Origin of the sequence: Pandoraea vervacti, assembly GCF_000934605.2 — a bacterium.
GTDB lineage: Bacteria > Pseudomonadota > Gammaproteobacteria > Burkholderiales > Burkholderiaceae > Pandoraea > Pandoraea vervacti.
Window position 1 is genome coordinate 901,904 of record NZ_CP010897.2, and the last position, 25,947, is coordinate 927,850.

The 25,947-nt window shown below is 64.0% G+C and carries 25 protein-coding genes and 1 riboswitch; of the genes, 13 read left to right on the forward strand and 12 right to left on the reverse strand.

The features are described 5' to 3' along the window. Positions 1-162: 162 nt before the first annotated feature. The 3 genes from yddG to UC34_RS04050 all read left to right on the forward strand — a co-directional run bounded on the left by yddG (position 163) and on the right by UC34_RS04050 (position 3,922). Positions 163-1,089 carry an aromatic amino acid DMT transporter YddG gene (yddG, locus tag UC34_RS04040; protein WP_044454118.1) on the forward strand — a complete coding sequence of 309 codons (927 nt, stop codon included), beginning with the start codon at positions 163-165 and terminating at the stop codon, positions 1,087-1,089. Between the two features lie 151 nt (positions 1,090-1,240). Continuing rightward, positions 1,241-2,437, forward strand: a complete 1,197-nt coding sequence (locus UC34_RS04045) for a hypothetical protein (protein ID WP_044454120.1) — start codon at positions 1,241-1,243, stop codon at positions 2,435-2,437. Positions 2,438-2,509: 72 nt separating this feature from the next. Then, positions 2,510-3,922, forward strand: a complete 1,413-nt coding sequence (locus UC34_RS04050) for a DUF2252 domain-containing protein (protein WP_044454122.1) — start codon at positions 2,510-2,512, stop codon at positions 3,920-3,922. Positions 3,923-3,943: 21 nt separating this feature from the next. Here UC34_RS04050 and UC34_RS04055 read toward each other — a convergent pair whose 3' ends face one another. The 3 genes from UC34_RS04055 to UC34_RS04065 all read right to left on the reverse strand — a co-directional run bounded on the left by UC34_RS04055 (position 3,944) and on the right by UC34_RS04065 (position 6,134). Continuing rightward, positions 3,944-4,333, reverse strand: a complete 390-nt coding sequence (locus UC34_RS04055) for a response regulator (RefSeq protein ID WP_063389871.1) — start codon at positions 4,331-4,333, stop codon at positions 3,944-3,946. Between the two features lie 170 nt (positions 4,334-4,503). Beyond that, positions 4,504-5,502, reverse strand: a complete 999-nt coding sequence (locus tag UC34_RS04060; protein WP_052810891.1) for a sensor histidine kinase — start codon at positions 5,500-5,502, stop codon at positions 4,504-4,506. 5 nt (positions 5,503-5,507) lie between these two features. Then, positions 5,508-6,134 carry a response regulator transcription factor gene (locus tag UC34_RS04065; protein ID WP_044454123.1) on the reverse strand — a complete coding sequence of 209 codons (627 nt, stop codon included), beginning with the start codon at positions 6,132-6,134 and terminating at the stop codon, positions 5,508-5,510. Positions 6,135-6,458: 324 nt separating this feature from the next. On the opposite strand from UC34_RS04065, the gene UC34_RS25120 reads away from it, so the two are divergent. Further along, positions 6,459-6,902, forward strand: coding sequence for an alkyl sulfatase C-terminal domain-containing protein (locus tag UC34_RS25120; RefSeq protein ID WP_084070351.1), 444 nt, complete (start codon positions 6,459-6,461; stop codon positions 6,900-6,902). Here the strand turns inward: UC34_RS25120 and UC34_RS04075 are convergent. The 3 genes from UC34_RS04075 to UC34_RS04085 all read right to left on the reverse strand — a co-directional run bounded on the left by UC34_RS04075 (position 6,872) and on the right by UC34_RS04085 (position 10,211). Continuing rightward, on the reverse strand, positions 6,872-7,987 hold the full coding sequence (locus UC34_RS04075) for an alkene reductase (protein ID WP_044454125.1): 1,116 nt from the start codon (positions 7,985-7,987) through the stop codon (positions 6,872-6,874). The genes UC34_RS25120 and UC34_RS04075 overlap by 31 nt on opposite strands. A 76-nt stretch (positions 7,988-8,063) precedes the next feature. Continuing rightward, on the reverse strand, positions 8,064-8,873 hold the full coding sequence (dkgB, locus tag UC34_RS04080) for a 2,5-didehydrogluconate reductase DkgB (protein ID WP_044454127.1): 810 nt from the start codon (positions 8,871-8,873) through the stop codon (positions 8,064-8,066). A 132-nt stretch (positions 8,874-9,005) separates the two neighbouring features. After that, positions 9,006-10,211, reverse strand: a complete 1,206-nt coding sequence (locus tag UC34_RS04085) for an MFS transporter (RefSeq protein ID WP_044454129.1) — start codon at positions 10,209-10,211, stop codon at positions 9,006-9,008. Between the two features lie 111 nt (positions 10,212-10,322). On the opposite strand from UC34_RS04085, the gene UC34_RS04090 reads away from it, so the two are divergent. The 3 genes from UC34_RS04090 (at position 10,323) to UC34_RS04100 (ending at position 12,432) form a co-directional block, all read left to right on the forward strand. After that, a complete protein-coding gene (locus tag UC34_RS04090) occupies positions 10,323-11,249 on the forward strand; it encodes a LysR family transcriptional regulator (RefSeq protein ID WP_044454130.1) in 927 nt (308 codons plus the stop codon). Positions 11,250-11,380: 131 nt separating this feature from the next. After that, positions 11,381-11,839 (forward strand): GNAT family N-acetyltransferase, encoded by a 459-nt coding sequence (locus tag UC34_RS04095; protein ID WP_044454133.1) that lies wholly within the window; start codon positions 11,381-11,383, stop codon positions 11,837-11,839. Beyond that, complete coding sequence (locus UC34_RS04100) at positions 11,836-12,432, forward strand: FMN-dependent NADH-azoreductase (protein ID WP_072617433.1); 597 nt, start codon at positions 11,836-11,838, stop codon at positions 12,430-12,432. The genes UC34_RS04095 and UC34_RS04100 overlap by 4 nt, the downstream gene beginning before the upstream one ends. A 91-nt stretch (positions 12,433-12,523) precedes the next feature. Here UC34_RS04100 and UC34_RS04105 read toward each other — a convergent pair whose 3' ends face one another. Next, positions 12,524-13,213, reverse strand: a complete 690-nt coding sequence (locus tag UC34_RS04105; RefSeq protein ID WP_072617434.1) for a hypothetical protein — start codon at positions 13,211-13,213, stop codon at positions 12,524-12,526. Positions 13,214-13,227: 14 nt separating this feature from the next. Continuing rightward, complete coding sequence (locus UC34_RS04110; RefSeq protein ID WP_044454137.1) at positions 13,228-14,121, reverse strand: hypothetical protein; 894 nt, start codon at positions 14,119-14,121, stop codon at positions 13,228-13,230. Positions 14,122-14,383: 262 nt separating this feature from the next. Between UC34_RS04110 and UC34_RS04115 the strand changes: the two genes are divergently transcribed. Further along, positions 14,384-15,511, forward strand: a complete 1,128-nt coding sequence (locus UC34_RS04115; protein ID WP_044454139.1) for an aminotransferase class V-fold PLP-dependent enzyme — start codon at positions 14,384-14,386, stop codon at positions 15,509-15,511. An 84-nt stretch (positions 15,512-15,595) separates the two neighbouring features. Here UC34_RS04115 and UC34_RS04120 read toward each other — a convergent pair whose 3' ends face one another. Further along, positions 15,596-16,447, reverse strand: a complete 852-nt coding sequence (locus tag UC34_RS04120; protein ID WP_044454141.1) for a helix-turn-helix transcriptional regulator — start codon at positions 16,445-16,447, stop codon at positions 15,596-15,598. Between the two features lie 103 nt (positions 16,448-16,550). Here UC34_RS04120 and UC34_RS04125 point away from each other — a divergent pair, with 103 nt between their 5' ends. Further along, complete coding sequence (locus UC34_RS04125; RefSeq protein ID WP_044454142.1) at positions 16,551-17,435, forward strand: SDR family oxidoreductase; 885 nt, start codon at positions 16,551-16,553, stop codon at positions 17,433-17,435. Here the strand turns inward: UC34_RS04125 and UC34_RS04130 are convergent. The 3 genes from UC34_RS04130 to UC34_RS04140 form a co-directional block, all read right to left on the reverse strand. Further along, complete coding sequence (locus UC34_RS04130; protein WP_044454143.1) at positions 17,416-18,963, reverse strand: amino acid permease; 1,548 nt, start codon at positions 18,961-18,963, stop codon at positions 17,416-17,418. The genes UC34_RS04125 and UC34_RS04130 overlap by 20 nt on opposite strands. A 198-nt stretch (positions 18,964-19,161) precedes the next feature. Then, entirely contained in the window at positions 19,162-19,800 is a 639-nt protein-coding gene (locus UC34_RS04135) for a glutathione S-transferase family protein (protein ID WP_044454144.1), read from the reverse strand. 20 nt (positions 19,801-19,820) lie between these two features. Next, positions 19,821-20,696, reverse strand: a complete 876-nt coding sequence (locus tag UC34_RS04140; RefSeq protein WP_044454145.1) for a helix-turn-helix transcriptional regulator — start codon at positions 20,694-20,696, stop codon at positions 19,821-19,823. 138 nt (positions 20,697-20,834) lie between these two features. Then, a riboswitch (adenosylcobalamin (AdoCbl) riboswitch) is annotated at positions 20,835-20,982 on the forward strand. Here UC34_RS04140 and UC34_RS04145 point away from each other — a divergent pair. The 4 genes from UC34_RS04145 (at position 20,980) to UC34_RS04160 (ending at position 25,946) form a co-directional block, all read left to right on the forward strand. After that, positions 20,980-23,133 (forward strand): TonB-dependent receptor, encoded by a 2,154-nt coding sequence (locus UC34_RS04145; RefSeq protein WP_084070353.1) that lies wholly within the window; start codon positions 20,980-20,982, stop codon positions 23,131-23,133. (Overlaps the previous riboswitch by 3 nt.) A 13-nt stretch (positions 23,134-23,146) precedes the next feature. Next, positions 23,147-23,938 carry an ABC transporter ATP-binding protein gene (locus UC34_RS04150; protein WP_044454146.1) on the forward strand — a complete coding sequence of 264 codons (792 nt, stop codon included), beginning with the start codon at positions 23,147-23,149 and terminating at the stop codon, positions 23,936-23,938. Between the two features lie 14 nt (positions 23,939-23,952). After that, a complete protein-coding gene (locus tag UC34_RS04155; protein ID WP_052811253.1) occupies positions 23,953-24,906 on the forward strand; it encodes an ABC transporter substrate-binding protein in 954 nt (317 codons plus the stop codon). After that, positions 24,903-25,946 (forward strand): FecCD family ABC transporter permease, encoded by a 1,044-nt coding sequence (locus UC34_RS04160; RefSeq protein WP_044454149.1) that lies wholly within the window; start codon positions 24,903-24,905, stop codon positions 25,944-25,946. Before UC34_RS04155 ends, UC34_RS04160 begins: the two co-directional genes overlap by 4 nt. Position 25,947: the final 1 nt, after the last annotated feature.

Below are 25,947 nucleotides of genomic sequence, written 5' to 3' on the forward strand. Positions count from 1 at the left end.
AGGCTTGTGATCGGCGCATTGACAGATACAGATGCTCGCTGTGGCGGCCGGAACAGTTCGGACTTCGCCTGCGCTCCGGCGCGCGGCCGGGGGACCGCATTTCATGCGTTTCGTATAATCCTGCGCTCACGACTTTCATTGCCATCGGCGCAGGAACCCCGCATGAACAGCAGGAGCAAGGCGACACTCATTGGTCTGAGCGCGGTGGCGCTCTGGGCGTCCATCGTGGCGTTGATTCGCGACGTGAGTGTCAGTCTCGGGGCAACGGGCGGCGCTGCGGCGATCTATTCGGTGGCCTCGGTATTCCTCGTGCTCACTGTAGGGTTTCCGAAATTGAGCACATTTCCCCGCCGTTACCTGCTGTGGGGCGGTCTGCTTTTCGTTTCCTACGAGCTGTGTCTGTCGCTGTCCATCGGCTATGCGAATTCCTCGCGTCAGGCGATCGAAGTCGGCATGGTCAATTACCTCTGGCCGACGTTCACGCTCGTGAGCGCCATCGTCTTTAACAAGCAACGCGCGAACTGGCTGGTGGCGCCGGGTTTCCTGCTGTCGATGCTTGGCATCTGCTGGGTGCTCGGCGGCGATCAGGGGTTGGACCTGCCGGGCATGCTCGGGAACATCGCCGATAACCCGCTGAGCTATGGCCTGGCGTTCGTCGGCGCGATCCTCTGGGCCGCTTACTGCACCGTGACCGCGAGAATCGCCGATGGCAAGAACGGTGTGACGCCGTTTTTCATGCTCGTGGCTGTGGCGCTCTGGATCAAGTTCGTTGCCGACGGCGGGGGGGCCATGTCGCTCGACCTTCGCTCAGGCACGTATCTTGTGCTGGCTGCTGCGGCCATGGGCTTCGGGTATGCCGCGTGGAACGTGGGTATCCTGCACGGCAACGTGACGATTCTCGTGGGCGCCTCCTACTTCATCCCCGTGCTGTCTGCGGCCCTCGCCGCGATGCTGCTGCACGCGCCGCTCACCGCGCCATTCTGGTGGGGCGCATGCATGGTCTGCGCCGGGTCGATGCTTTGCTGGCGCGCCACGCGCGGCCAGCGCACGCCTGTCTCGGCGCGGGCAAAGACAGGCAGCGGCGTCTGACTTGGCCCCTTCGGCGCGGTCTGAGGGCAGCGCGCTTTTCGCATGCCCGGACGGGCAACGCATTGCCCGAAACCCCGATGGCCCCCTTGACGTTCCTGCGCAACACTAGTGAGCCAGATCGCATGCACACTAGCCCGGCAAGGAGACTTTCATGGTCAAGGGGGAGTCCACCTCGGACGATGCCCAGCGCGTCGATCTGTCCCTGGTACAAGGGGATCCCGGCTTCCAACTTCAGCGACGGCTGCGACTTATTCCCGACACAGGAATGGGCGCCATACGTCGTGCGCTGATCTTCGCAGCCATCAGTTGGCTGCCGCTGGCGATCTGGGCGTTCGTCACCGGTCGCGCCTTTCATCACGGCAATCCCGACGACACGCTCGTCGCGCACTTCGGCATTCACGCCCGCTGCCTCATCGCCATCCCGCTGATGGTCGTCGCCGAGGGCGTCGCACAGAAACTGTTACCGCCGCTGTTCCGATATTTCGTCGATAGCGGCATCGTCACGCCCGAGACGCTCCCCGACTTTCGCGCCAGACTCGCCAGCGTGGCGCGCTTGCGTGATCGCACGTTGCCGTGGGTCGTCATGTTCGCGGCGACGATGGCCTGGTCGACGTTCGGGGCGATGGTCGAACGTGCCGAAGAGATGGCGTGGCTCAGTCCGGGCGACGATATCGGCAGCATTACGTTCGGGGGATGGTGGTTCATCCTCGTCATCCGTCCCTTGTTCACGGTGTTGTTGCTCGCATGGCTGTGGCGTGCCTGTCTGCTGTTCGTCCTGTTGTGGAGACTGGGCAAGATGCCGCTCGCGCTCGTGCCGTCGCACCCGGATCGCGTCGGCGGGCTGAGCTTCGTCGAGCGCATGGCGTTCGTCTTCAGCCCGGTGGCGTTCGCGGTGTCGGCGGTGGTGGCGGCGTCGTTCGCGCACGAGGTGGTGTATCACGGCGTGAGCGCGTTGCAGATGAAGACGCTGCTGGTGGCGAGCGCTGCGTTGATCTCCCTCCTGTTTCTCATTCCTTTGCTGCCGCTGGCGATGCCGCTCGGCGCGCTCAAGCGCCGTGCCATCTTCGAATACGGCAGCCTCGTCGCCCATCACGACCGATTGGTGCATCAGCGCTGGATCCTGCACCGCGAGATCGGTAAGCCCGAGATTCTCGATGCGCCGGAGCTGGGTCCCGTCGCGGACATTCACGCCATCTACGAGGCAGTTCGACGCATGCGCTCCATGCCGCTGAGCAAACTCTGCGTCGTCGCCATTGTCGTGCCGGCGGCCGTGCCGATGCTCTATGTCGCCGCCATGCAGTTGCCGTTGTCGGCCGTGCTGGGCAAGGTCGTCAAGGCGCTGATCTGACGAAGCGCTATATTGCGCAAAAAGCAGCGGCCGCGACCGCGTAACGATCCACGCAAACTATGGAGGTGACCCATGCCCGGCGATCTGACTCTGGAACAGCGCAAGGCCGCAGGCAAGATGGCGCGCGAGCGGGTGGCGCGCTCGGCACAGGCGGATATCGGCAACGTCGACCGCGATCCCGTCACGTTGCTTCGTCAAAACAGCGCGGGCCGGGTAGACGCACTGGTGCCGCTGCGATACGGGCGGATGGCCGTGTCGCCCTTCACGTTCTACCGCGGCAGCGCCGTGCTCCAGGCGCACGATCTGGCGAGAACCGCCACGACGGGGTTTCATTTCCCGATCTGCGGCGATGCTCATCTGATGAACTTCGGCGGCTTCGCCACACCGGAGCGGCAACTCGTCTTCGATCTCAACGACTTCGACGAAGTCGCGCCCGGCCCGTGGGAATGGGACCTCAAACGGCTTGCGGCGAGCTTTGCCATTGCGGGCGAGCATATGAGCGTGGATCGGGGCACGATCAAGGACATCGTGGCGTCGGCGGTGCGCGAATATTGCGAGCGGATGACGGAGTACGCGGGCTACAGCGCGCTCGATCTCTGGCACGAGATCGTGACGTTCGACCGGATGGCGGAAACCGCGGTGACGGGAGAGGGGCGGCGTCTGATTCGCAAGGCGGCGGAAAAGGCCGTTGGCCGTTCGCACGAGGCGATGCTGGAAAAGATGGCGAAACTCGTCGATGGCAAATGGACCATTCAGGACGCGCCGCCAGCGCTGTTTCACCCCTCAGGGCCGAATTCGCTGCTGGGCAACGCCCAGGCGTGGTCGGACACGCACGCATGGAAAGGCAAGCTGGCGCGGGCCTTCGACGAATACGTAGGCACGTTGTCGGTCGACAGGCGTGCGCTCATCGACCAGTTCCAGCTTCAGGACATTGCGTTCAAGGTGGTTGGGGTCGGCAGCGTGGGGACATTCTGTCTCGTCATGTTGTTCGTCGACGCGCACGGCAAGCCGCTGTTCCTGCAAGTCAAGGAGGCGCGCGAATCGGTCATCTCGCGCTATTTCCCGACCGGCAAGGTCACGCATCAGGGGCTGCGAGTGGTGGCCGGCCAACGCTTGCTGCAAGCGGCCAGCGATGCGTTCCTTGGCTGGACGACCGGTCCGAACGGCCGCAACTTCTACTTCCGGCAGTTGCGCGACATGAAAATATCGGCCGACGTCGAGCGCATGAGCGACACGATCCTGCTGGGCTATGCGCGCATCTGCGGCTGGGCGCTCGCCCGCGCGCATGCGAAGTCGGGCGGTCTGGCGGTCGAAATCTCGTCTTACGCGGGCGACGGGAAGCGGCTGGCCGACGCGATGACCGACTATGCGCTGGCCTACGCGACGCAGAACGAGAAGGACTATGACGCCTTCATCCGTGCCTGCCGTTCGGGCAAGCTGGTCGCGCGCAGCGACGAGGACATGGCGGCAGACTTCCGGGTCTGACCGGCACGGCGGCGCAACCGGCTACGATGCGCCGCGCGTGGCTCGCTCGATAGCGGCCAGCAGATCGCTGCCGGGAAACGGCTTGGTAAGCAGTTCCTTCGCGCCGGCGGCTCGCACGGTGGCGCGTGTGGCCGGCGTGTCGCAAGCCGTGACGAATATCGCCGGAGGACGCGGCGACGGCAGCGACGCGTAGAACGCCGGGCCGCTCGTCCCGGGGAGCTGAACGTCCGCAATCAGGCAGCGCGCCATTGCCACACTCGTCAGGAGGTCCGGGTCGGCCGGGCTCGCGAACGCACAAGTGCGATACCCCGCAACGCGCAACAGCCGTTCGATGGCACGGCGAAACCCGTCGTCATCTTCGAGGATCGCGATGAGTGGCATCGAGGGGCGCGGACGGCGGGCGGGTTCCATATGACCGCATTCTTCTGCGGAACATGCACGCGCTTCCATTGGGATTTCGGGCAACCCCGTGATGCCCTTGCGGGCAATTCGGCTCGCGCCGCGGTACGAAGGGCTTCCTGAATCGTAGTCCGGATGGGGGGGGCGAGCGAGTCCCGGAGCGGGGCCTGACCGGCTTCGAATTACGTCGCGCCGGGCACGGAGCGTTCGTCGCCGGGGACGGCAAACGCCGTAGGCAACCAGAGTATGAACTCGGTACCCTTCGACGGCCTTCTGCGCGCCATGACAGTGCCGCGATGCGCTTCGACGATGGAACGCACGATGGACAGTCCTAGTCCCGTGCCGCGTGCCTTCGTCGTGTAGAACGCTTCGAACAATTGCTCGGCATTGTTCTGGGGAATGCCGATGCCGTGATCGCCCACGATCAATTCGACGCCTTGCTCCCACATCTTCGTCTCGATGGACAGCAAGCGGTCCGACGGCTCCGCATTTTCCATCGCATCCATGGCGTTGATCGCCAGATTGAGCAAGACCTGCTGCAACTGCACCTGATCGGCGAGCACCCGTGCGCCGTTCGTGTTGAGCGCGACGTCGACCACGATGCCCCGACGCCGGGCTTCCGGTCGCACGAGCGATGTGGCGCGCTCCAGCACCGCATCGAAATCGACGGGCACGAAGGTGATCGCCTGCTTTTGCAGCAAGGCACGCAGACGCACGATGACATCGTTGGCCCGCAGGGCGTCGCGGCGGATGTCCGTCAGAATGTCTCTGAGCTCCGGCGCATGGTCGGCGGCGTTTTGCATCATCAGATCGGCGGCATCGACGTTGCTGAGGATGGCGCCCAGCGGCTGCCCGACTTCGTGGGCGATGGACGCGCTAAGTTCGCCCACCGTCGCGATGCGCGCTGCCCGCGTGAGGTCGGCGCGTCGCGTTGCCGCTTCCTGTTGCGCTTGCTTGCGCTCGCGCCGTTGTTTGAACAAGGCGAGCAGGGTGATCGTTTGCGCGCCGACCACGATCAGGAGAATCGAGATCTCTTTCCAATACGACGACGCAGCGCTCGATGTATCGACGGATCGAATATCCTGCGCGGCAGTGTCGCCGTTGCGCGTCTGGGCGGTGGCAGCACCCGGCAATGCAAGACATTGAAGCGCGACAAGCGCCGTGAGGAAAACCCGCCGCATCTCGCTCACGACATTCGCAATGTGGTTTCCGGGGCGTGCCGCTGTGCATTGATCAGCAGCTCGGCCAGCGACGACGCGTTCAACTTGCGCATGAGCTCCGCACGACATGTTTTGACGGTGCGCTCGCACAGGCCGAGTTCGGCCGCGATCTGCTTGTTGCGCAGCCCTTTGGCGATACCCTGCAATACGGTGCGTTCGCGCCCGGTGAGCGGCGATTCCGTCTCGACGTCGGCAGCTTGGGGCGGCGCTTTTGCCTGAGCCACGGCAATCGCGGTCTCTATGGCGCCGACCACGGCGTCGCGACCGAACGGCTTGATCAGAAAATCGACGGCGCCGGCCTTCATCGCTTCGACGGACCGTGCAACGTCGCCATATCCGCTCATGAACACGACGGGTAGCGGCGAAGCCTGCCGACGCAGCGCACGCTGCAAGTCGAGGCCGCTCGGGCCTCCCAATTCGAGATCCAGCAGCACGCAACCGGGGCGCGTATCCGGATCGCTGACGAGAAATTCTCCCGCAGACGCATATTCCTTCGTCTGATAGCCCGATGCGGTGAGCAGACGTGAGAGGGCCGTACGCAGCGAGGCGTCGTCGTCGACGACGTGGACTACCGAATCACGACTCACGTTCATGGCATCTGCGCGCTTGTGCGCGCCTCCTTGAAATCCCCCGGGTTCAGGTCGCCGTCATCTTTCCTGTAGGAAATATTCTGATGAGAATTATTTAAATAATCGGCGCAGGTATTCGAATACTCGTCATTCCATTTTTTGCGTCGCTGCTTTCGGAAGATCTCGAATGTCGAACGTTTTTCAATTGATAGCACCTCTGAATAAATTCGTAAAGTCAGTTTCTCGGTGCGGTGTGGTTGAGCCGATGTTGTGCCTTCATCACCCCAGCGTTGCGTTGAGAACGACCTCCGTAGTTTTTAGGCCGGATGCCGTAGTGTTTATTCATGTTTGTGCGGAGGAATCCATGAAACGACAGTCGCTTGTTGCTGCGATTGCGCTGGTTGCGGCGACCCTCACGGGGTCGCTCGCAATCTCGAAGCCGCGGCATGGGAGCAACTGGGATACCGATCCGAGTCCGGGCCGGCACGTAACTTCTATCCGGGCGGCGCGCAGGAGTTGCGCGCAGGCGTGCACAAAGTCGCGACGCCGAACGCGACCTCGCCCGACATCATCCGCAACATGGCGACGGATATGTTCCTCGACTTCCTAGCCATTCACCTGAACGGGTCGAAGGTCGCAGGAAAGTCGACAAGTTCGACTTCTGGTTCACGATCGCGGAGCCTTGATCTGACAGTCACCGTGGTCGTAAAGCATGCCCGTGCGGTCCCAACCGTACGGGCATTTTCGTTTTCGCGCCGACGTCAGGCGGCTTGCCTCGCCATCGTCGGGTAGTCGGTGAGACCCTGCGCGTCGCCACCGAAAAGGGTGTCGCGATGATGCAGCGCCAGCGGCGCATCGACCCGAATCCGCTCCGGCAAGTCCGGGTTGGCGACGAACGGTCGGCCAAAGCCGACCATATCGGCCCAGCCTTCGGAGACGGCCGCTCGCGCGCGCTCGGCCGTATAGCCGCCGGCATAGATCAGCACCCCCGGGTAGACAGCGCGCAACTTCAGCTTGAACTCGACCGGCATGACGGGCGCATCGTCCCAGTCCGCTTCGGCGATGTGGAGATAGCCGACACCGAGCTCGCCGAGCATCTTCGCGGCGGCAAGATAAGTCGTTTGCGGGTCGGCGTCCTCACAGCCGTTGAGTGTGGTCAGCGGTGCGAGACGAATGCCGACGCGCGATGCATTTCCCGTGCCTTCGATCAGGGCCTCGGTGACTTCACGCAGGAAGCGCAAGCGGTTCGCCAGCGAGCCACCGTAAGCGTCGGTGCGCGTGTTCGCGTTCGAATCGATGAACTGGTTCACGAGGTAGCCATTTGCGCCGTGCAGCTCCACGCCGTCGAATCGGGCTTCCATGGCGTTGCGCGCGGCGGCGCGATACTGATCGACGATCTCGCCGATTTCCCTGATGCTCAGCGCACGCGGCATGGATGCCTGCACGAAGCCCGGCGTCGTGCCGTCTTCACCGGCGATGAAAACTTTCACGCCGTCGGCCTGAATCGGTGACGACGACACGGGTTGACGGCCGCCCAGCAGGCTGGTGTGGCTCAGCCGGCCCACGTGCCAGAGTTGCGCAAAGATGTGCCCGCCCGCGGCATGCACGGCGTCGGTGACAGTGCGCCAGCCGGCGACCTGCGCTGGGGCGTGGATGCCGGGCGTCCACGCATAGCCCTTGCCCAGCGGTGCAATGTAGGTGCCTTCGCTGACGATGAGTCCGGCGCCGGCGCGCTGGGCATAGTACTCGGCCATCAGCGCATTGGGTACGTCGCCCGGTTGACTGGCGCGCGAGCGGGTCATCGGCGGCATCACGATGCGATTCGGCAGCGTTAGCGCGCCGAGTTGCAACGGTTGAAACAGAGGGTCCTGAGACATGATGTTTTCGCGGTTGTCGTCGCGGCCCGGAGGCCGCGACGTAGGTCGGTGAGTGGGGTGACGATCAGTCGTCCTATCAGTCGTCCCACCTGGCGGCGAGCCCTTCCGGGCTGACTTCGCGCCCGTTGCGATCGAGCGCGGCGATCTGCGCCATGTCCTCCTCGGTCAGTTGCAGCGTTTGCGCCAGCAGATTGCTTGCCAGGTTCTCGCGTTTGGTCGACGACGGAATGACGGAGAAGCCCCGTTGCATGGCCCACGCCAGCGCCACCTGAGCGGGCGTCGCCTGATGGCGTTGCGCAATCGCACCGAGCGTCGCGTCACCCAGCACCTTGCCGTACGCGAGCGTCATGTACGACGTGACGTGGATGCCCTGCTCCTGAAGGAAGCCGACGAGCTTGGGGTTTTGCAGGTATGGGCTTAGTTCGATCTGGTTGGTTGCGATCGCGTCCTTGCCGACTGCCGCCATCGCCTGCTTCGTCAGATCGATGTTGAAGTTCGAGATGCCGATCTGACGCGTGAGGCCCTTGGCGCGGGCGTCGGCCAGTGCCGTCATGAACTCGGCGAGCGGCACACCGTTGTCGGGCGCGGGCCAGTGAATCAGCGTGAGGTCGACGTAGTCGGTGCGTAGCTTCCGGAGGCTGTCTTCGAGGCTTGCGGCGAGCTTGTCCTTGCTGTAGTTCTCGACCCAGATTTTTGTGGTGAGGAACAGATCCTCGCGCGCCACGCCGGACTCGGCGATGGCCTGACCGACTTCGGCTTCGTTGCCGTAGATCTGTGCGGTGTCGATGGCGCGGTAGCCGAGTTCGAGGCCGGTGCGCACCGCGTCGATGACGACCTGGCCTTGCAGGCGGAACGTACCAAGACCGAATGCGGGAATGTTGCTCATCGTGAGCTCCTGATGGAAATGGATTAAGGAATACGTGTTGCTGTGACGATCATTCTGGCGGCTTCGACTCATGAAATAAACGCCGCTACAGGTCAATCATTTTTGAATTTGAGTCAAATATTCGTCGCCGCATCAGTGACTGGCGGTTTGCATCGACGGGCGGTGCAGGACCATCTGGAGCAACACCAGCAGCAGGCCCGAACCGGCGATCAGCGCACCGACGACGGGCACCGCCGTGTAGCCGTAGCCGGCGGAGATCGCCGCACCACCGGCGGCGGCGCCCACGGCGTTGCCGAGGTTGAACGCACCGACGTTGACCGACGACGCAAGCCCCGGCGCTTCGGAAGCGGCGCGCATCACGCGCATTTGCAGCGGCGGCACCAGGGCAAACGTTGCGATGCCCCACACGACGACGGCCAGTGCGGTGCCCAGATGGGTGCGGGCCAGCACCGGGAACGCGAGCATGACTGCGACGAGCAGTACCAGAAAGACGATCAGGCTGGCGTTGATGGAGCGATCGGCAAGCTTGCCGCCGGCGATGTTGCCGACCGAGAAGCCGACACCGACGAGCACGAGCATGACAGTCACGAAGCTGGGCGAAGCGCCGGTAATGGCTTCGAGCGTCGGTGCGATATACGTGTACAGCGTGAACATGGCGCCCGCGCCGAGCACCGTCGTGGCCATCGCCATCAGCACGACGGGACGCGTCAGTACCGACAGTTCGCGGCGCACGTCCGGCATGCGGCCGGCTTCTCCCTTCGGAAGCGCAAAGCGCAGCGTCAGCATGGTGATGACGCCAAGGCCGGCCGTGGCGGCGAACGACATACGCCAGCCGATGGCCTGACCCAGCCAGGTGGCTGCCGGTACGCCGCCGATGTTGGCGATCGTCAGTCCCATGAACATGGTGGCGACGGCGCTCGCTTGCTTGTCACGCGGCACGACGCTCGCCGCAACGATGGAGCCCAGACCGAAGAAGGCGCCGTGGTTGAGGCTCGTCACGAGGCGGGCGAGCAGTAAGGTGGTGTAGTTGGCCGAGACCGCCGAGAGCAGGTTGCCGAGGGTGAAGATGCTCATGAGTGCGATGAGCGCCGTGCGACGTGACCAGCGCGACATGATGAGTGTCATGATGGGCGCACCGATCATCACGCCAAGGGCGTAGGTCGTGATCAGCATGCCTGCTGTGGGGATCGAAACATTGACGCCCTCGGCGATGACGGGCAACAGGCCCATCGGCGAGAACTCCGTGGTGCCGATGCTGAAGGCGCCGATGGCCAGCGCCAGCAGCGAGAGCGTGGTATGCGACGACGTCGTCGTGTTGTGGGAAGCGGACGGGTTCATTGGGGAAGTCTCGGAATAGTCGGAGATGTTCGGGATGAAGAGCAGTGTGCGCGCTTTACTTTTGCGGAAAAAGTCGCCTATAAACGAAATTATTTTGATTTGAAATCAACAATGAAGATCACGCTCGACGAACTGCAAGCTTTTGCCGCCGTGGTGGACACCGGTTCGATCACGGCGGCAGCGCAGCAACTGGACCTGACGGTGTCGGCGACGAGCCGCACGCTGGGGCGTCTGGAAGAGAAGCTGAAGACGACGCTGCTGCGGCGCACGACCCGCCGACTCGAACTGACCGAGGAGGGCAAGGCGTTCTTGCAGAACGCCCGGGCGATCATCGATTCGGTGGAAAGCGCGGAGGAGCAGATGCTCACGCGGCGCGAGAAACCGTCGGGCCGACTGCGTATCGATGCCGCGACACCGTTCATGTTGCATGTGATCGTGCCGCTGGTACCCGGCTATCGCGAGCGGTATCCGGAGGTCGAGCTCGAACTCAACAGCAACGAGGGCATCATCGACTTGCTGGAGCGGCGCACCGACGTCGCGATCCGGATCGGCCGACTGAAGGACTCGACCCTGCATAGTCGCCTGATCGGCAACAGCCGCGTGCGAATGTTCGCGAGTCCGGCGTATCTTCAAAAGCACGGGCAGCCTCGCCGGGTCGAGGATCTGGCCAAGCACACGTTGCTGGGCTTCACGCAGCCCGATTCGCTGAATGTATGGCCGATTCTCGGCGCCGACGGCGAGCCCCACCGAATCGAGCCGGACGTGATGTCGTCGAGCGGCGAAACGCTCCGGCAGCTCGCCCTGGAGGGCGCGGGCATTGTCTGTCTGTCCGAGTTCATGACGGTGCGCGACTGCGAATCGGGACGTCTGGTGCAGGTGCTGCCGCGTCAGACCCAAGACGTGCGCCAGCCGATCAATGCGGTGTATTACCGCAACACGGCGATCTCGGCGCGCATTGCGTCGTTCATCGACTATCTCGTGGCCGCGCTGCGCGAGCGCACGGGCAAGGGACAGGGCATGGGGTGGGTGGCGCAGTGAGGGATGCCCGGCCCATGGCGTGAAGACAATGGCGTGCGCATCTTGTCCCTGACGTTCCGTCAATTCTTGACTCTGGTCCGCCCGGTGCGCCGCAACTAGAGTCGGCGATGGACTACCGTCGGAGAGAGACCATGAACACGTTGCTGACTTTCAAACATCTGGATACGCCGGACGAAGTGCGTTCGGCGTATCCCGTCATGCAGGAACTTCGCCCGCATCTCACGAGTGCGGACACGTTTGCCGAACAGGTGCAGCGCCAGCGCGGCGAGGCATACCGGCTGCTGGGCGCTTTCGATGGCGAGCGATTGCTGGGGCTGGCCGGCTATCGGCGCATGACCAATCTGATTTACGGCCCGTTCGTGTACGTCGACGACCTTGTGGTGGCTGCCGACAACAAGCGCGGCGGCGTGGGCTCGTGCCTGCTCGGTGAGGTAAGGCGGATTGCGCGAGACGCGGGATGCGCCCAGTTCGTACTCGACACCGGCCTGCATATGGCGCTTGCGCAACGCTTCTACTTCCGCAATGGCTTGCTGGCCAAGGGGATGCATTTCCGGCAAGCGCTCGACATGACTGAGGAGGCGGGCCAGTGACGCGGTTGTTGTTGAATGCAAGCCCGCACGGTGCAGCGAGCCGGGCTTTCGGGATGGCGCAGATGTGCCTCGACGAGCATGCCCGAATCTCCGGCGACACCGAGACCATCGTTCGCGATCTGGCGACATTTCCGTTACCGGCGATCACGCGCGAGTACGCGGCGGCGATTACGTCGCGGGAACCGGATCCGACGCATTTCGCGCTCTCGGAGCGTCTGATCGAAGAACTGGAGGCGACATCGTTTCTTGCGATCGCAACGCCCATGCACAACTTCACGGTGCCGGCGTCGCTCAAGCTATGGATCGACTATGTGGTGCGCATCGGCCGATCGTTTGCCAGCACGCCGGCGGGCAAGGTCGGATTGCTCAAGGACCGTCCGACCGTCGTCATCGTAGGTTCGGGCGGTTTTCACACGGGGGAGAGCGCACGGCAGCCCGACTTCCTCACACCGTATTTGCGGCACGCCCTGAGCTGCATCGGGATTACCGATGTGACGTTTTTCCTGATGCAGGGACTGGTCGCCGGATCGGAGGCGGGCGAGCACGCCATCGCGGCTTGCCGCAGCGATCTGGTGCGTTATCTGGGGCGATAGCCGTTGTGGATGCGTCAACGACGCCGACCGGATGTGGCCGGTCGGTGTCCATGACGCACAAAATGGGCGGATCAATGTCCGCCCCTCACGCTCACTTCGTTTGCGGCACGCCGTCCGGGCCGGCGTAGGTGTACTCCTCGACTTTTTCGCCCTTGCACAGCGATTGGAGATCACGGGCGATGAACGCAAGCATGTTGTTCAGGCCGTAGTTCAGGGTAGTGACGTATTCGGCATTCGCACCCCACATGTTGGTCTTGTCTCCGTGCGCGCGGTAGTACTTCGTCTCCAGTACTCCGTTACGGTCGAGGAACTCCGCCTTGAGCGCCACCATGCTGAAGAGCTTCAGGCCGATCTGCCAGGTGAAGGCACGGGTCACGCTGGTCCGGATCGTCACTCCCTCGGCTGGCGCCGGGGCGCCGTCGGCAATTTCCGAGACGACATAGCCGTAGTCCCTGAGATGCGTGAGACCTTCGCTCATCCACGGGCTGACGTCCTCGACGAGCAACGCACCGCTTCCCGAAGCGCCAATCGTTTCCTTGTTCTGGCGGGCGTCCACGGCCGGCACGATATGTACGCGGCATGTGCCGGTCTGAACGACGCGAAGGGGCGTTTCGGTGGCGAGCGCGTCGTACTTCATGTCGACTTTCTCGCCATAGCCGGGCGGGACCGCCGGAGCGGCCGACGCGCCGGTGTCGGGTGCGGGCGCAGCGAAAGCGCCGGCGCTGAAGGCCGCTGCGACGGCAAGGGTGAGGGTGAGGGCAATCGTCGTGTGCTTTTTCATGGTTGTCCCCGGCATTACTTCTGCGCCACGGTGGCGGAGCTGCCCGGATTGGGCAGCGAATAGAGTTTCTTGTCGGCACCCAACACGATCGCGCGGGCGTCCCCCGCCTTGAGCACCGTGCCCTGCACGGTATCGACGCTCGCACCAGTGTTGTACGAGAACGTCTTGACCGGACCGGTCTTCGTGGCCGTGTCCTCGGCGATCTCGATGTCGAGCATCACCATGCGAACGGTTTCGGCAATCGACTCGCGCATGATTTCGCGGAATTTGGCGCCGTTTTGCGCACCCCACAGGGCGAGCGATGCCTTGCCGCCCGGGCCGATCAGCGCCGATTGGTAATGCAGCACGCCGCGCTGGGCGGGGGTGATCGTGTTCGAGCCGTCGGACTTCACCCAGATCGAGACGACGGATTCCGAGTCGAAACTGCGGAAGTCCATGGTGAGGGTGTAACGGGGAATGATGATCAGCAAGGCCTGGCCGGGCTGGAGTTCGTTGCGCAGGCGTGCGAGCGTGGGGCCGGTCAACGAGCGCGGCGTCGTTGTAATCTTGCCGACCTTGATCGCATACCCAGAGAGCCCCTGCGCGATCGATTCGTTGAATTCCTTACGATAGTCGACATCTTCGATGGCAGCGTAGAACGGGCCGAGGAGCTGCTGCGAGTCGTTGACCCGGCTGTTCGTGACCTTGCTGTCGATGATGGCGCCGATCAGGCCGCCCCCGAGCGCAATGCTGGCCGCATTGGAGGGCTGAACGGCGGCGATGACTTCGTCCTGCACCACGACCACGTGGGCCGTGAGTTCCGTGATTTTGCTACGCTGCTCCGGCGTCATGCTCACGCGCATCGGCGTGCCGCAGGCGCTGAGCAATAAGGCGAGGGCCAGCGCAGCGATGAATCGCAGTCGATACATGTATTTCCCCTTCGTTATTTATGGTCATTCGTTGTAATAAGGATTTACAGCAACTGTTCAACGGCTGCGAAACGGGAATTCTGAAGTGATCGATGGATCGGAATCATGAATAAATGAAGAAACTCGGAAATCGGGATCGGAGGGCGTGAGACGCCCGGTCGAAGGCGTCGGGCAGGTGGCGGGCAAGTGGTGGGGCGGGGGTAACGGGATTTCGTTAGAATCTGTCCCATAACGCGTCACATCACTATTATCGGAGGCAGACATGCCAGGATTGCTCCCCGACGTCGACCGCGACGGGCTTCTCGAATATTCCGTCGTCTATACGGACCGCTCCATCAATCACATGTCGCAGCGCTTTCAGGGCGTGATGCGCGATATCTCCGAGGGCCTGAAAAAGGTCTACAACGCCAAATCGGTCGTCGTGGTGCCGGGTAGCGGGACGTTCGGCATGGAGGCCGTGGCGCGTCAGTTCGCGACCGGCAGGAAATGCCTGGTCATTCGCAACGGGTGGTTCAGCTTCCGTTGGTCGCAGATTTTCGACATGGGCAGCATTCCGTCCGAATCCATCGTGCTCAAGGCGCGTCCTGTCGAGCAGGGGCGGCAGGCCGCCTTTGCGCCTGCGCCGATCGACGAGGTGGTCGCCGCGATCAAACAAAACAAGCCGGATCTGGTCTTCGCGCCGCACGTGGAAACCGCCTCCGGCATGATGCTGCCCGATGCCTATCTGCGCGCGGTCGCCGATGCGGTGCATGCCGTGGGCGGGCTGTTCGTGCTCGACTGCATCGCTTCCGGGACGGTTTGGGTCGACATGCAGGCTTGCGGCGTCGACATTCTGATCAGTGCGCCGCAAAAGGGCTGGAGTGCATCGCCATGCTGCGCATTGGTCATGCTCAGTGCGCTCGCTCGCGAGCGTATCGAATCGACCACCAGCACCAGCTTCGCCTGCGACCTTCGTCAGTGGCTGCAAATCATGGAAGCCTATGAAAAGGGCGGCTTCGCCTATCACGCCACCATGCCGACCGACAGCCTGGCGACGCTGCGCGACGTCATCCAGGAAACCGAAGCCTACGGCCTCGAGAAGGTACGCGAGGAACAACTCGAACTCGGGCGGCGCATTCGCGCACTGCTCAAGGAAAAAGGCTTTCGCAGCGTGGCAGCGGAAGGCTTCGAAGCCCCCGGCGTCGTGGTCAGCTACACCGACGACGATGGCATTCGCTCGGGCAAGAAGTTTGCCGATGTCGGCGTGCAGACCGCCGCAGGCGTGCCGCTGCGCTGCGACGAACCGGAGGACTTCAAGACGTTCCGCATTGGCTTGTTCGGTCTGGACAAGCTCAACGACGTGAGCGCGGCGGTGGACCGGTTCGCCAAGGCGCTCGACAAGGTGCTGTAACGGATTTCGGGGGCGTGATTTACCCGCTCGACGATGACAAAGCGGCCCTTCGAGGCCGCTTTGTTATTTCTGGCTTTCAGCGCGTTACGCCGACTCAGGACTCAGGACTCGGGTTTGCGCGGTGAGCGCCCGAATTCGCCGGGCGACGTCTTCGTCGAGCGGGTTGTAGACGATCATGCTCAGATCCGGTCTGCCGTCAACGGCAAAGGCCGAATACTCCAGCGTGATGGGCCCCAGCTCCGGGTGCGTAAGACGCTTGATGCCATCACCGTCGGCCGGACCCGCCACATCGTTTTCCTGCCAAAGGGCGGCAAACTCCGGACTCATGCGGCAAAGCTCGTCGACGAGTGCGCCCATCTCGGATGCCAGCCCTGCCCGCGCCACATCGGCACGGAATCCCGCAACGACGAAACGGGCGATGGCCTGCCAGTCGTGCTGTCGGGAGCGAGTGCCTGAATCCCGGAAGAGAAAGTAGAGGATGTTGCGTTGTCCGGGCGGCAGCTTGCCGTAATCGGTCAGTACGACGGCAGCCGCACGATTCCAGGCGACGATGTCCCACGTGGCGGTGCGGATAATCGCCGGACTCGCATCCAGCAAGTCGATGAGTTGTTGCAGACGGGGGTTGACGGTCTCGACGGCGCGGTATCGCACCTCCGGCGGGCGCCCCAACCCAAGCATGAACAGGTGCTCGCGCTCCGCGTCGGTGAGCATCAGAGCGCTGGCCACACGATCGAGCACGTCTGCCGATGGTGCGCCGCCGCGGCCTTGTTCGAGCCACGTGTACCACGTCGGGCTGATATGCGCGCGCTGGGCGACTTCCTCCCGACGCAGGCCGGGCGTTCGCCGGCGTCCGGAAAAACCGAAGCTGGCAGGGTCGAGGCGCGTGCGACGGCTTCTCAAGAAGTCGCCGAGCGATTTGGCGGTCTTGACTGACATGACGATCCTGATCCTGTTAGTCGCTTTACTATGATGAGATCACTACTTTAACGGGATAACGAATGATCGGATAGTGAGTGCCGAATACCACGGAGATCTCACCATGCGAATCTTTCTGACGGGCGCAACGGGCTTCATCGGCTCGGTCCTGGTTCCCGAACTCCTCAGTGCCGGTCATCAGGTCATCGGCATGACACGGTCCGACGAAGGGGCGCAGGCGCTGCGCCAGGCCGGTGCCGAGGTGCATCGCGGCACACTCGAAGACCTCGACACGCTGCGCAGCGGCGCGGCCAAGGCGGACGCCGTCATCCATACCGCGTTCGATCACGACTTCTCCCGGTTCGTGGAGAACTGCGAAAAGGACGCGCGCGTCATCACCGCGCTTGGCAATGCGCTCGCCGGCACGGATCGTCCGCTGGTCATCACCTCCGGCACCGGCATGGGCAGCCAGCATAACGGTTTGCCGGCGAGCGAAGACGTCTTCGACAGCACGCACGCGAATCCGCGCATCGCGTCGGAGATCGCGGGCAATGCGCTTCTTGAGGCGGGGGTGAACGTGTCGGCGATGCGCTTGCCGCAGGTGCATAACCCGTACCGTCAGGGGCTCGTCACGCCGCTGATCGCCGCGGCGCGTGAGAAGGGCGTCGTCGCCTATGTGGGGGAGGGGAAGAACGTCTGGCCGGCCGGGCACGTTTCGGATGTGGCGCGTTGCTATCGTCTCGCGGTGGAGGCAGGCCAGCGGGGCGCGCGATATCACGCGGTCGGGGAAGAGGGCGTGAGCGTCCGGGACATTGCCGAGACGCTCGGGCGCGGCCTGAACCTGCCCGTCGTCTCGATTGAACCGCAGGAGGCCGCCGAGTATTTCGGATGGATGTCGATGTTCGTCACGTTCGATATGCCTGCGTCAAGCGCACTGACGCAGGCGCGGCTCGGCTGGCGCCCCACCGGCCCGACGCTGCTCGCCGACCTCAGCGAAGCGCGTTACTAGTCTCGGAACCGCCGTGGGCGTCTGCGCGGGCGGACGCCTGCGTATTCGGGAAGTGCATGTCGCGATACCTGACGAAGTGCGAGCCGCGCACCACACGGTAACCGGCCCAGATCAGCAGGAACAGCGGAATGCCGATGTACGTCGCGACCACGCCGCCCCAGTCGATCCTGTCCTGTAGAAACGCCTGATAGTTCTGCCCCAGCGTGATGATCAGGCATAGCGCGAACGCGAAGATGGGGCCGAACGGGAAAAACGGCGAGACATAGGGCAAGTTCGCCAGGTCGTAACCCTGTTTGACGTAACCACGGCGGAACCGGTAATGGCTGATCGCGATGCCCAGCCAGGCGATGAAGCCTGTCATGCCGGAGGTGTTGAGCAGCCAGATGTAGACGGCGTTCGGGCTGAACACGAAGGTGAAGAAGCACAGTGCCGCGACGGCCGCCGTCGCAAGCAACGCGCACATCGGCACGCCGTTGCGCGAGATCCGGCCGAACATGCGCGGCGCCTTGCCATCGCGAGCCAGACTGTAGAGCATGCGGGTGGCGGCATACATGCCGGAGTTTCCTGCCGACAACACGGAGGTCAGCACGACGGCATTCATGACCGAGGCCGCCCCCAGCAGTCCCGCCCGCTCGAAGATCAGGGCGAACGGGCTGACGCTGACATCGGTGACGTCATTGCGCAACAGATGCGGATCGGTATACGGGATGAGCAGGCCGATGACCAGAATCGCGGCGACGTAGAACAGCAAAATGCGCCAGAACACCTGACGCACGGCACGCGGCAGATTGCGCGCCGGGTCCTTGGATTCGCCGGCGGCGATGCCGATGAGTTCCGTACCCTGAAACGAGAAGCCGACGACCATCGCTACACCGATGAGGGCAGCGAAGCCGCCCGCGAACGGCGCGTCGCCAACCGTCCAGTTGGCAACCCCGCCGGCCTCGCCACCGCGAATGATGCCGAGCAGCATCATCAAGCCCATCGCGACGAAAGCCAGTACGGCAACGACCTTGATCAGCGCAAACCAGAACTCCGCTTCGCCGAAGCCCCGCGCCGACAGGGCATTCAGACCGAAGGTGATGGCAAGGAACAAGGCGCTCCAGTACACACCTGGCACATGGGGGAACCAGTACGCCATGACCAGTTGTGCTGCGACGAGGTCGACCGCGACGGTGACGGCCCAGTTGTACCAGTAGTTCCAGCCCAGCGCGAAGCCGAAGCCTTCGTCGACATAGCGCGCACCGTACGTCGAGAATGAACCGGACACGGGCATGGCCGCGGCCAGTTCGCCAAGGCTGGTCATCAGGAAGTAGACCATCAGGCCGATCAGCACATAACCCAGCAACGCCCCGCCCGGTCCTGCCTGCGCGATGGTGGCCCCGGAGGCTACGAACAGGCCGGTGCCGATCGAGCCGCCCACGGCGATCATCGTCAGGTGCCGTGCGGACAGGGAGCGGCGCAGCTCCGACGGGGCTGACGCCCCTGCTTCGATGCCCTCGCCGAGCGGGTCGTGTTCCGATGTTGCCAAAGTCGTGTTCCTCAATAGCCTGATGCGCGAATCAGCGCCCCCCGGCCGCCGTCGAAGCGGCGGGCATCGCGCCGGGGGGGCGAAGGTGGAGGTAATTCAGAGTGGGGGCGATTGTACTGCGGGTCTTCCCGATTGGGCGACTTTCTGCTCATGCTCGACGAATTCGCGCATCAAAACGCTCATTTGCGCGGTTTTTCTTCAGAGTTCCCGCACCATTCCGGGTTCGCAGATCTCCATCGCGCGTTGGTAGACGGGACGCTCGCCAATCCGGGCCAGATAAGCCTGGATGTGCGGGTACGGCGTCAGGTCGATGGGCTGAAACACGCCCATGGTCGTGAGTGAGAACACGGTCATGATGTCGGCGGCAGTGAACGCGTCGCCAGCAAGATAGGGACGGGCGACGAGATGCTTGTCCATCGTGTCGAGTGCGACTTGCAGGCGTCCCATGGTGCTGGCGAGTGCCGGATGGTCAACGGGCAGTCCGGCCCGCGCGAGCGTCATGTAGCGCAGGATGATCGGCTGGAGATTGCCGTTGGCGAAGTGAAACCAGTACAGATAGTGGGGATAGTCGGCGTGATCCGGTCCGATTTGCAGTCGGCCATCGCCGAATTTCGTCAGCAGGTATTCCACGATGGCAGCCGATTCGCCAAGCATCGTGTCGCCATCCTCGATGACCGGGGCGGCACCGAGCGGATGCAACTGCCTGAGTGCTTCCGGCGCCAGGCGAGTGACGGGGTCGCGCGCATAACGCACCAACTGGTAAGGGATGGCAAGTTCCTCGCAGAGCCAGACGATGCGCTCCGATTGGGAGACGCCGAGGTGATGTACGGTCAGCATGGGCATGAATTCCTGAAGGGCTAGGCGCCGCGGTTGTCACGACCGGAATCGCGTACGGCGGAGGGGGAGAATCCGAAACGCTCCCGAAAGCGCACGGAAAATCGCGACGGCGATTCGTAGCCGACGCACATCGCCACGTCCGAGATCGGGCGCGACGTTGCCTGAAGCATGGTCAGGGCCGTGGTCATCCGGACGTCTGCAAGGACTGCCGTGAGCGACGTGCCTTCAGCGCAGAGCCGACGTCGAAGCGTGGCCTCGGACATGGCGAGGCGCCCGGACACGACGGCGGACGACCATGACGCATCGACGTCGGCGGCAATCAGATGGCGGACCCTGGCCGCGATGGAAGTCCGGGCAGCGTGAGGCGCCAGCGAGACGCCACACGCGAGCAACCAGTAGGCAACCTCAAGCGCGCGCAGCCGTGCAACGCCTTCGGGTACCGGGTCGATGGGGCAGAGCGCCTCGCACGCCGCTTCGAACGACGCATGAAATTGTCTTGCGATCTTCCCGAGCGCGATCGCCGACTTTCGCCCGGCAGTGGCGCGTTCGGCTGCCGTGGCGTCGCGACGATAGCGTTCGTCGAACAACAGCGCGTCGTCGAATACGAGCCACCGCGCCTCGTACGTGCCGTCCGACGCCAGCACGTTCGTGAAGTCCACCGTCTGCGCACCACGTACGACGAGGGCCTGACCCGGCGTTGCGCGGGCGCGCGCGCCGTCGCTCGTCGTCACCGTCTTGATGCCTTTGTCGACGACGATGAGGGCATTGTGCTCGAGATGGATGCTGGCAATCCGCAGTTCGTTGCCCTGAATAACGCGCGCCGTCAGCCCGATGTCGGGCCGTGCATGGATTTCGCGCTGGCTTTCACGCGGGTGGGGCGCAGTGTCGGGTCGCATCGTCGGGGGTTTCCGGGAGAAGGCCGATGCAGTCTACCCTCGCCAACGCGGCGACGCGATGCGCGAACGATCAATCGCTGTGCCGATTCGCTCAAGGGCGGTAGTCACCTGCCACGTGAGCGACATGAACCGAAACAACACGTAGAATGCGCGCTACCGACGGCCGGAAGCTGGTGCAAATCCAGCGCGGTCGCGCCACTGTGACTCGTCCTCGCGACGGGAAGTCAGACCTGGCCGTTGGGCACATCGACCTTTTTTTGGGGCGCGAAACCCCAGGAGACCCATGCATCATCCATGCTCGACGACCCTCGACAGGGTCCCGGCAGGGCGTTGTTTCGCCCTTGGCAAAGCCGCGCTCACCGTTGTCTCGCTGTTCGGCAGCGCCGTCACGTTTGCCGACGACACCCACCTGCCGCGGGTCACCGTCAATGCGCAACACGCGCGCGACGACGCGCCACTCTCCACGCCGACGCCCACCGGTTCCCGTCTGAACCTGTCCAGTCTCGACACGCCCGCGAGCGTCGAGACGCTGAGCGCCCGGCAGATCGAAGCGCGCGGCGATCAGAGCGTCAACGACGCCGTGACGCGCACCACCGGCTTCACCAGCACGGCCACGCCGGGCAATGGCGGCACCGCGCTCGCCGTGCGCGGCTTCGCCGGTCAGGAGTCGGTGATGACGCTCTACGACGGCACGCGCCTCTATCCCGGCGCGGGCACGATGACCTTTCCCTTCGACACCTGGCAAGTCGAGCGCATCGACGTGCTGCGCGGACCGGCATCGGTGCTGTACGGCGAGGGCGCGATCGGCGGTGTGGTGAATGTCGTGCCGAAGCGAGCGCAGCGCGAGTCCGCGACCACGATTCAGGCGGGCTTCGGAACCGATGGCCAGAAACGCTTCGCGCTCGACACCACCGGCGCACTCGGCCCCATGTTGTCGTACCGCTTTTATGTGAGCGACAACCGCGGCAACGGTTGGGCCGAGCGCGGCGATGCGCATACGACTTCGTTCGGCGGCGCGGTGAAGCTCGACGTGTCGCCGACACTGTCGTTCACGCTCGACTACGACTACGCACGTCAGATGCCGGCGACGTATTTCGGCGTGCCGCTCAACAACGGCACGATCGATACGTCCCTGCGTTACCGGAACTTCAACGTGGGCGATGCACTGATCGCCTACTTCGATCAGTCGACGCGGTTGACCGGCGTCTTCCGGGCCGCCGACGGCATCACGATCCGCGGTCAGTTGTACTACCTGAACACCCGCCGTCATTGGCGCAACAGCGAATCGTACGAGATGGACCCGTCCACGCGTCGGGTCACGCGCAGCGACTACATCGAGATCCTTCAGCACGAGCATCAGGTCGGCAACCGGCTCGATGCCACCATCGACCGTACCCTCGCGGGACACGCGAACCGCTTCGTCATCGGCGTCGAGGCCAATCAGATCTCGTTTCAGCGCGACAGCAACACACCGTTTGGCGGCACGTCGGTCGTCAATGCGGATGCTTTCGACCCGGGCGTGTTCGCCAGCCCCGATCCGACCTTGCCCGAATTCCGCACGCTGACGCGTCAGGTGGCGTTGTTCGCCGAAGACCGTTTCGACATCACGCCGCGCCTGTCGGCGGTGGGTGGCGTGCGTTACGACTATCTTGACTATTCGCGTCGGCAACTGGCCACAGGATCTGAGTTCGGCAAGACGTTCTCGAACGTCGGCTGGCGTCTTGGCCTCGTGTATCAGCTCAGTCCCTCGGCGTCGGTCTACGGTCAGTACACGCGCGGTGCAGACAGCATCGGCTCGCTGGTCACCCTGTCGCAATCGCAGACCCGGTTCGATCTCGCGACCGGCGAGCAGTGGGAGGCGGGCTTCAAGCAGGAACTGCCGAACGGTCGGGGCTTCTGGACGCTCGCCGTCTACCAGATCGTGAAACGGCATCTCCTGGCGACCGATCCGTTGCATCCGACGGTGACGCAACAAGTCGGCCAGCAGTCGTCTCGCGGTGTTGAGGTGTCCGGTGCGCTGACGCTGGGCTACGGCTTCTCCGTCGAGGCGAATGCGTCGCTCTTGCGCGCCCGTTACGATAATTTCGACGAAAGCGTGGATGGGGTGGCCGTGTCGCGCAACGGCAACGTGCCGAACAACATTCCGCAGCAGACCGCCAACGTGTGGCTGACCTACACGCCCGTGCGCGACGTCGTGATCGGCACGGGATTGCGCTACGTCGGGCGTCGCTACAGCGATAACGCCAACACGGCGCCGATACCCGCGTTCACGGTATTCGACGCCTCGGCGTCGTGGCAGGCGACCCGACGCATCAATCTCGCGCTCTATCTGCGCAACCTTGGCAATCGCGCGTATGCGGTGACGTCGGAATCGCCGACAGAGTGGCTGCTCGGCCCATCGCGCTCGGCGCAGGTCGTGGCGACGATGAAGTTCTGAGGCCCGCCCGCCGATGCCTGCCGCACTCGACATTGCCAGCCTGAGCTGGTCGCCCGCCGATCTGGCTGGCCCAAACGCGTCGCCGCTACTTCAATCGATCTCGCTCGACGTCTCGCGCGGCGAGTTCGTCGGGCTGATCGGCCCGAACGGCAGCGGCAAGACAAGCCTGCTGCGCTGTGCATTCCGTTACGCAAAGCCGCAGGCAGGCACAGTCACGCTCGACGGCACCGACGTTTGGCGTGCGTCGCCGCGTTGGTCTGCGCAGCACATCGCGGTGCTCTTGCAGGAGTTGCCGGACGACTTCGGCCTGAGCGTTGAACAGGTCGTCTGGATGGGACGAACGCCGCACAAGCGCCTGCTCGACGTCGATACGCCCGATGACGCGCACATCGTCGAGCAAGCGCTGCGCGATGTGGACATGACGAACGCCCGCGCGCGTGCGTTCGCCACGCTCTCGGGCGGCGAGAAGCAGCGCGTGCTGCTTGCGCGCGCGCTCGCGCAGCAACCCGACGTATTGATGCTCGACGAGCCGACCAGTTTTCTCGACCTGCATCATCAGATCGAATTCATGCGCCTGATTCGTTCGTTGCAAGTGACGACGCTCGCGACGCTTCACGATCTCAATCTCGCTGCCGCGTACTGCGACCGTCTGTATGTGCTGGCGCGCGGCGAGATCGTGGCGCAGGGCGCGCCGGCCGAGGTGCTGACGGTCGAGCGGCTCGCGCAGGTGTTTCAGGTCGAAGCGCTGGTCGATGCGCACCCTGTCACTCACCGTCCCCGAATCACACTCGCTCATCCGATATGAAACGCTATGTTCTGATGGGCTCGATGGCCCTGACCGCCATGCTGGTCTCGAATGCCGGGCGGGCCGATGTCCGCTACCCGATCACCGTGCAAAGCTGCAATCGGGCCGTGACGTTCGAGCGCGCGCCGCAACGCGCCGTGAGCAACGACGTCAATCTGACGGAAATGATGCTCGCGCTCGGTTTGAAATCGCGCATGGTCGGCTTCACCGGCATCAGTGGATGGAAGACCGGCAATGCCGCGCTGCGTCGGCAACTCGCCGGGTTGCCCGAACTCGCGCAGCGGTACCCGTCGATGGAGGTGCTGGTGCAGGCGGGGGCCGACTTTTACTTCGCGGGCTGGAATTACGGCATGCATGTGGGTGGCCCGGTCACGCCTGCGATGCTCGCACCGATGGGCATCCGCACCTACGAACTGAGCGAATCGTGCGGCCATGTGATGCCACGCGGCGCGGCCTCTTTCGACGACGTCTACAACGATCTGCGCAATCTCGGACGCATCTTCGACGTCGAGCCGGCAGCCAGCGCAATCATCGATCGCATGAGGTCGCAACTCGAGACGCTGACACATCGGGTGGGCGCGAAGACGGCGCCGGTGCGCACCTTCGTCTACGACAGCGGCGAGGACAGCCCCTTTACCGCCGGACGTCTTGCCATGCCGACGGCACTGATCGAGGCCGCAGGCGGACGCAATGTCATGGATGACGTCATGCAAAGCTGGACGCGTGTGAGTTGGGAGACCGTGGTGGCGCGCAACCCGCAGGCGATCGTCGTCGTCGATTACGGCGCTGTCACGGCGGCACAGAAGATTGCGTTCCTGCTCGATCAGCCGGCGTTGCGGAAGGTCGAGGCGGTTCGCGCCCGACGCTTCATCGTGGTGCCCTACGACGAAGCGACCCCCGGCATTCGCAATGCGCAGGCGGTAGAGACGATTGCGCGCGGCCTGTATCCGAAGGCGTTCCCGAAATGACGGCTGTGCAGGTGCGCGGGCATATGGCGATTGGCGCACTGACGCTCGCACTCATCGCGTCGATCGTGCTTGCGACCGGTTTCGGCCCGACGGCCATTGCGCCGTCGTTGACGCTGCGTATCGTGCTCGCGCATTTGACGTGCGTGGGGCAGTGCGCCGGACAAAGCGTGGCCGCGCACGACTGGACGGCATCACAGGACGCCGTGGTGTGGCTCATTCGTTTGCCGCGCGTGTTGCTCGCGGCGATCGTGGGTGCGTCGCTCGCGATGGTCGGCGTCGCGTTGCAGGCCGTGACGGCCAATCGGCTCGCCGATCCGCATCTGCTTGGCGTGAGCGCGGGGGCGACCTTCGGTGCGGTGCTCGCGACACTCTTTCTCGGGGCGGTCTTCGGGCCGTTCACCGTGTCGCTGCTCGCCTTCGCCGGGGCCGCGTTCGCCACGCTCGCGGTGATCGGGCTCGCGCACCGGCAGGGGCGTCTCGAACGGGACCGGCTGTTGCTCGCCGGCGTCGCGGTGTCGTTCGTGATGCTCGCCGCGGCTAACCTGTTGCTGTATCTCGGCGATCAGCGCGCGGCGTCGTCCGTGTTGTTCTGGACCCTCGGCGGTCTCGGCCTCGCGCGCTGGGACATCCTCGTCGTGCCGGCGACGATTGCCCTGATCGGCGGCATTGTGCTGATTGGCCGACGCCGTGAGCTGAACGCGTTGATGACGGGCGATCTCGCCGCGGTGACGCTGGGCGTGAACGTGCCGCGCGTTCGAGCGGAAGTGTTTCTCATTGGCGCGCTCGTGACCGGGGCGATGGTGTCGGTGAGCGGCGCCATCGGGTTCGTCGGCCTCGTCACGCCGCATGCCTGCCGCCGGATCGTGGGGGCCGAGCACGGACGTCTGCTGCCGGTCTGCGCGTTGCTCGGCGCCGTGCTGCTGATCTGGGCCGACGTGCTCGCCCACACGATGATCGCGCCGGAAGACCTGCCTGTGGGCGTGGTGACGGCACTCGTGGGGGGCGGCGGCTTCGTGGCGTTGTTGCGGGCTCGGAGGTGAA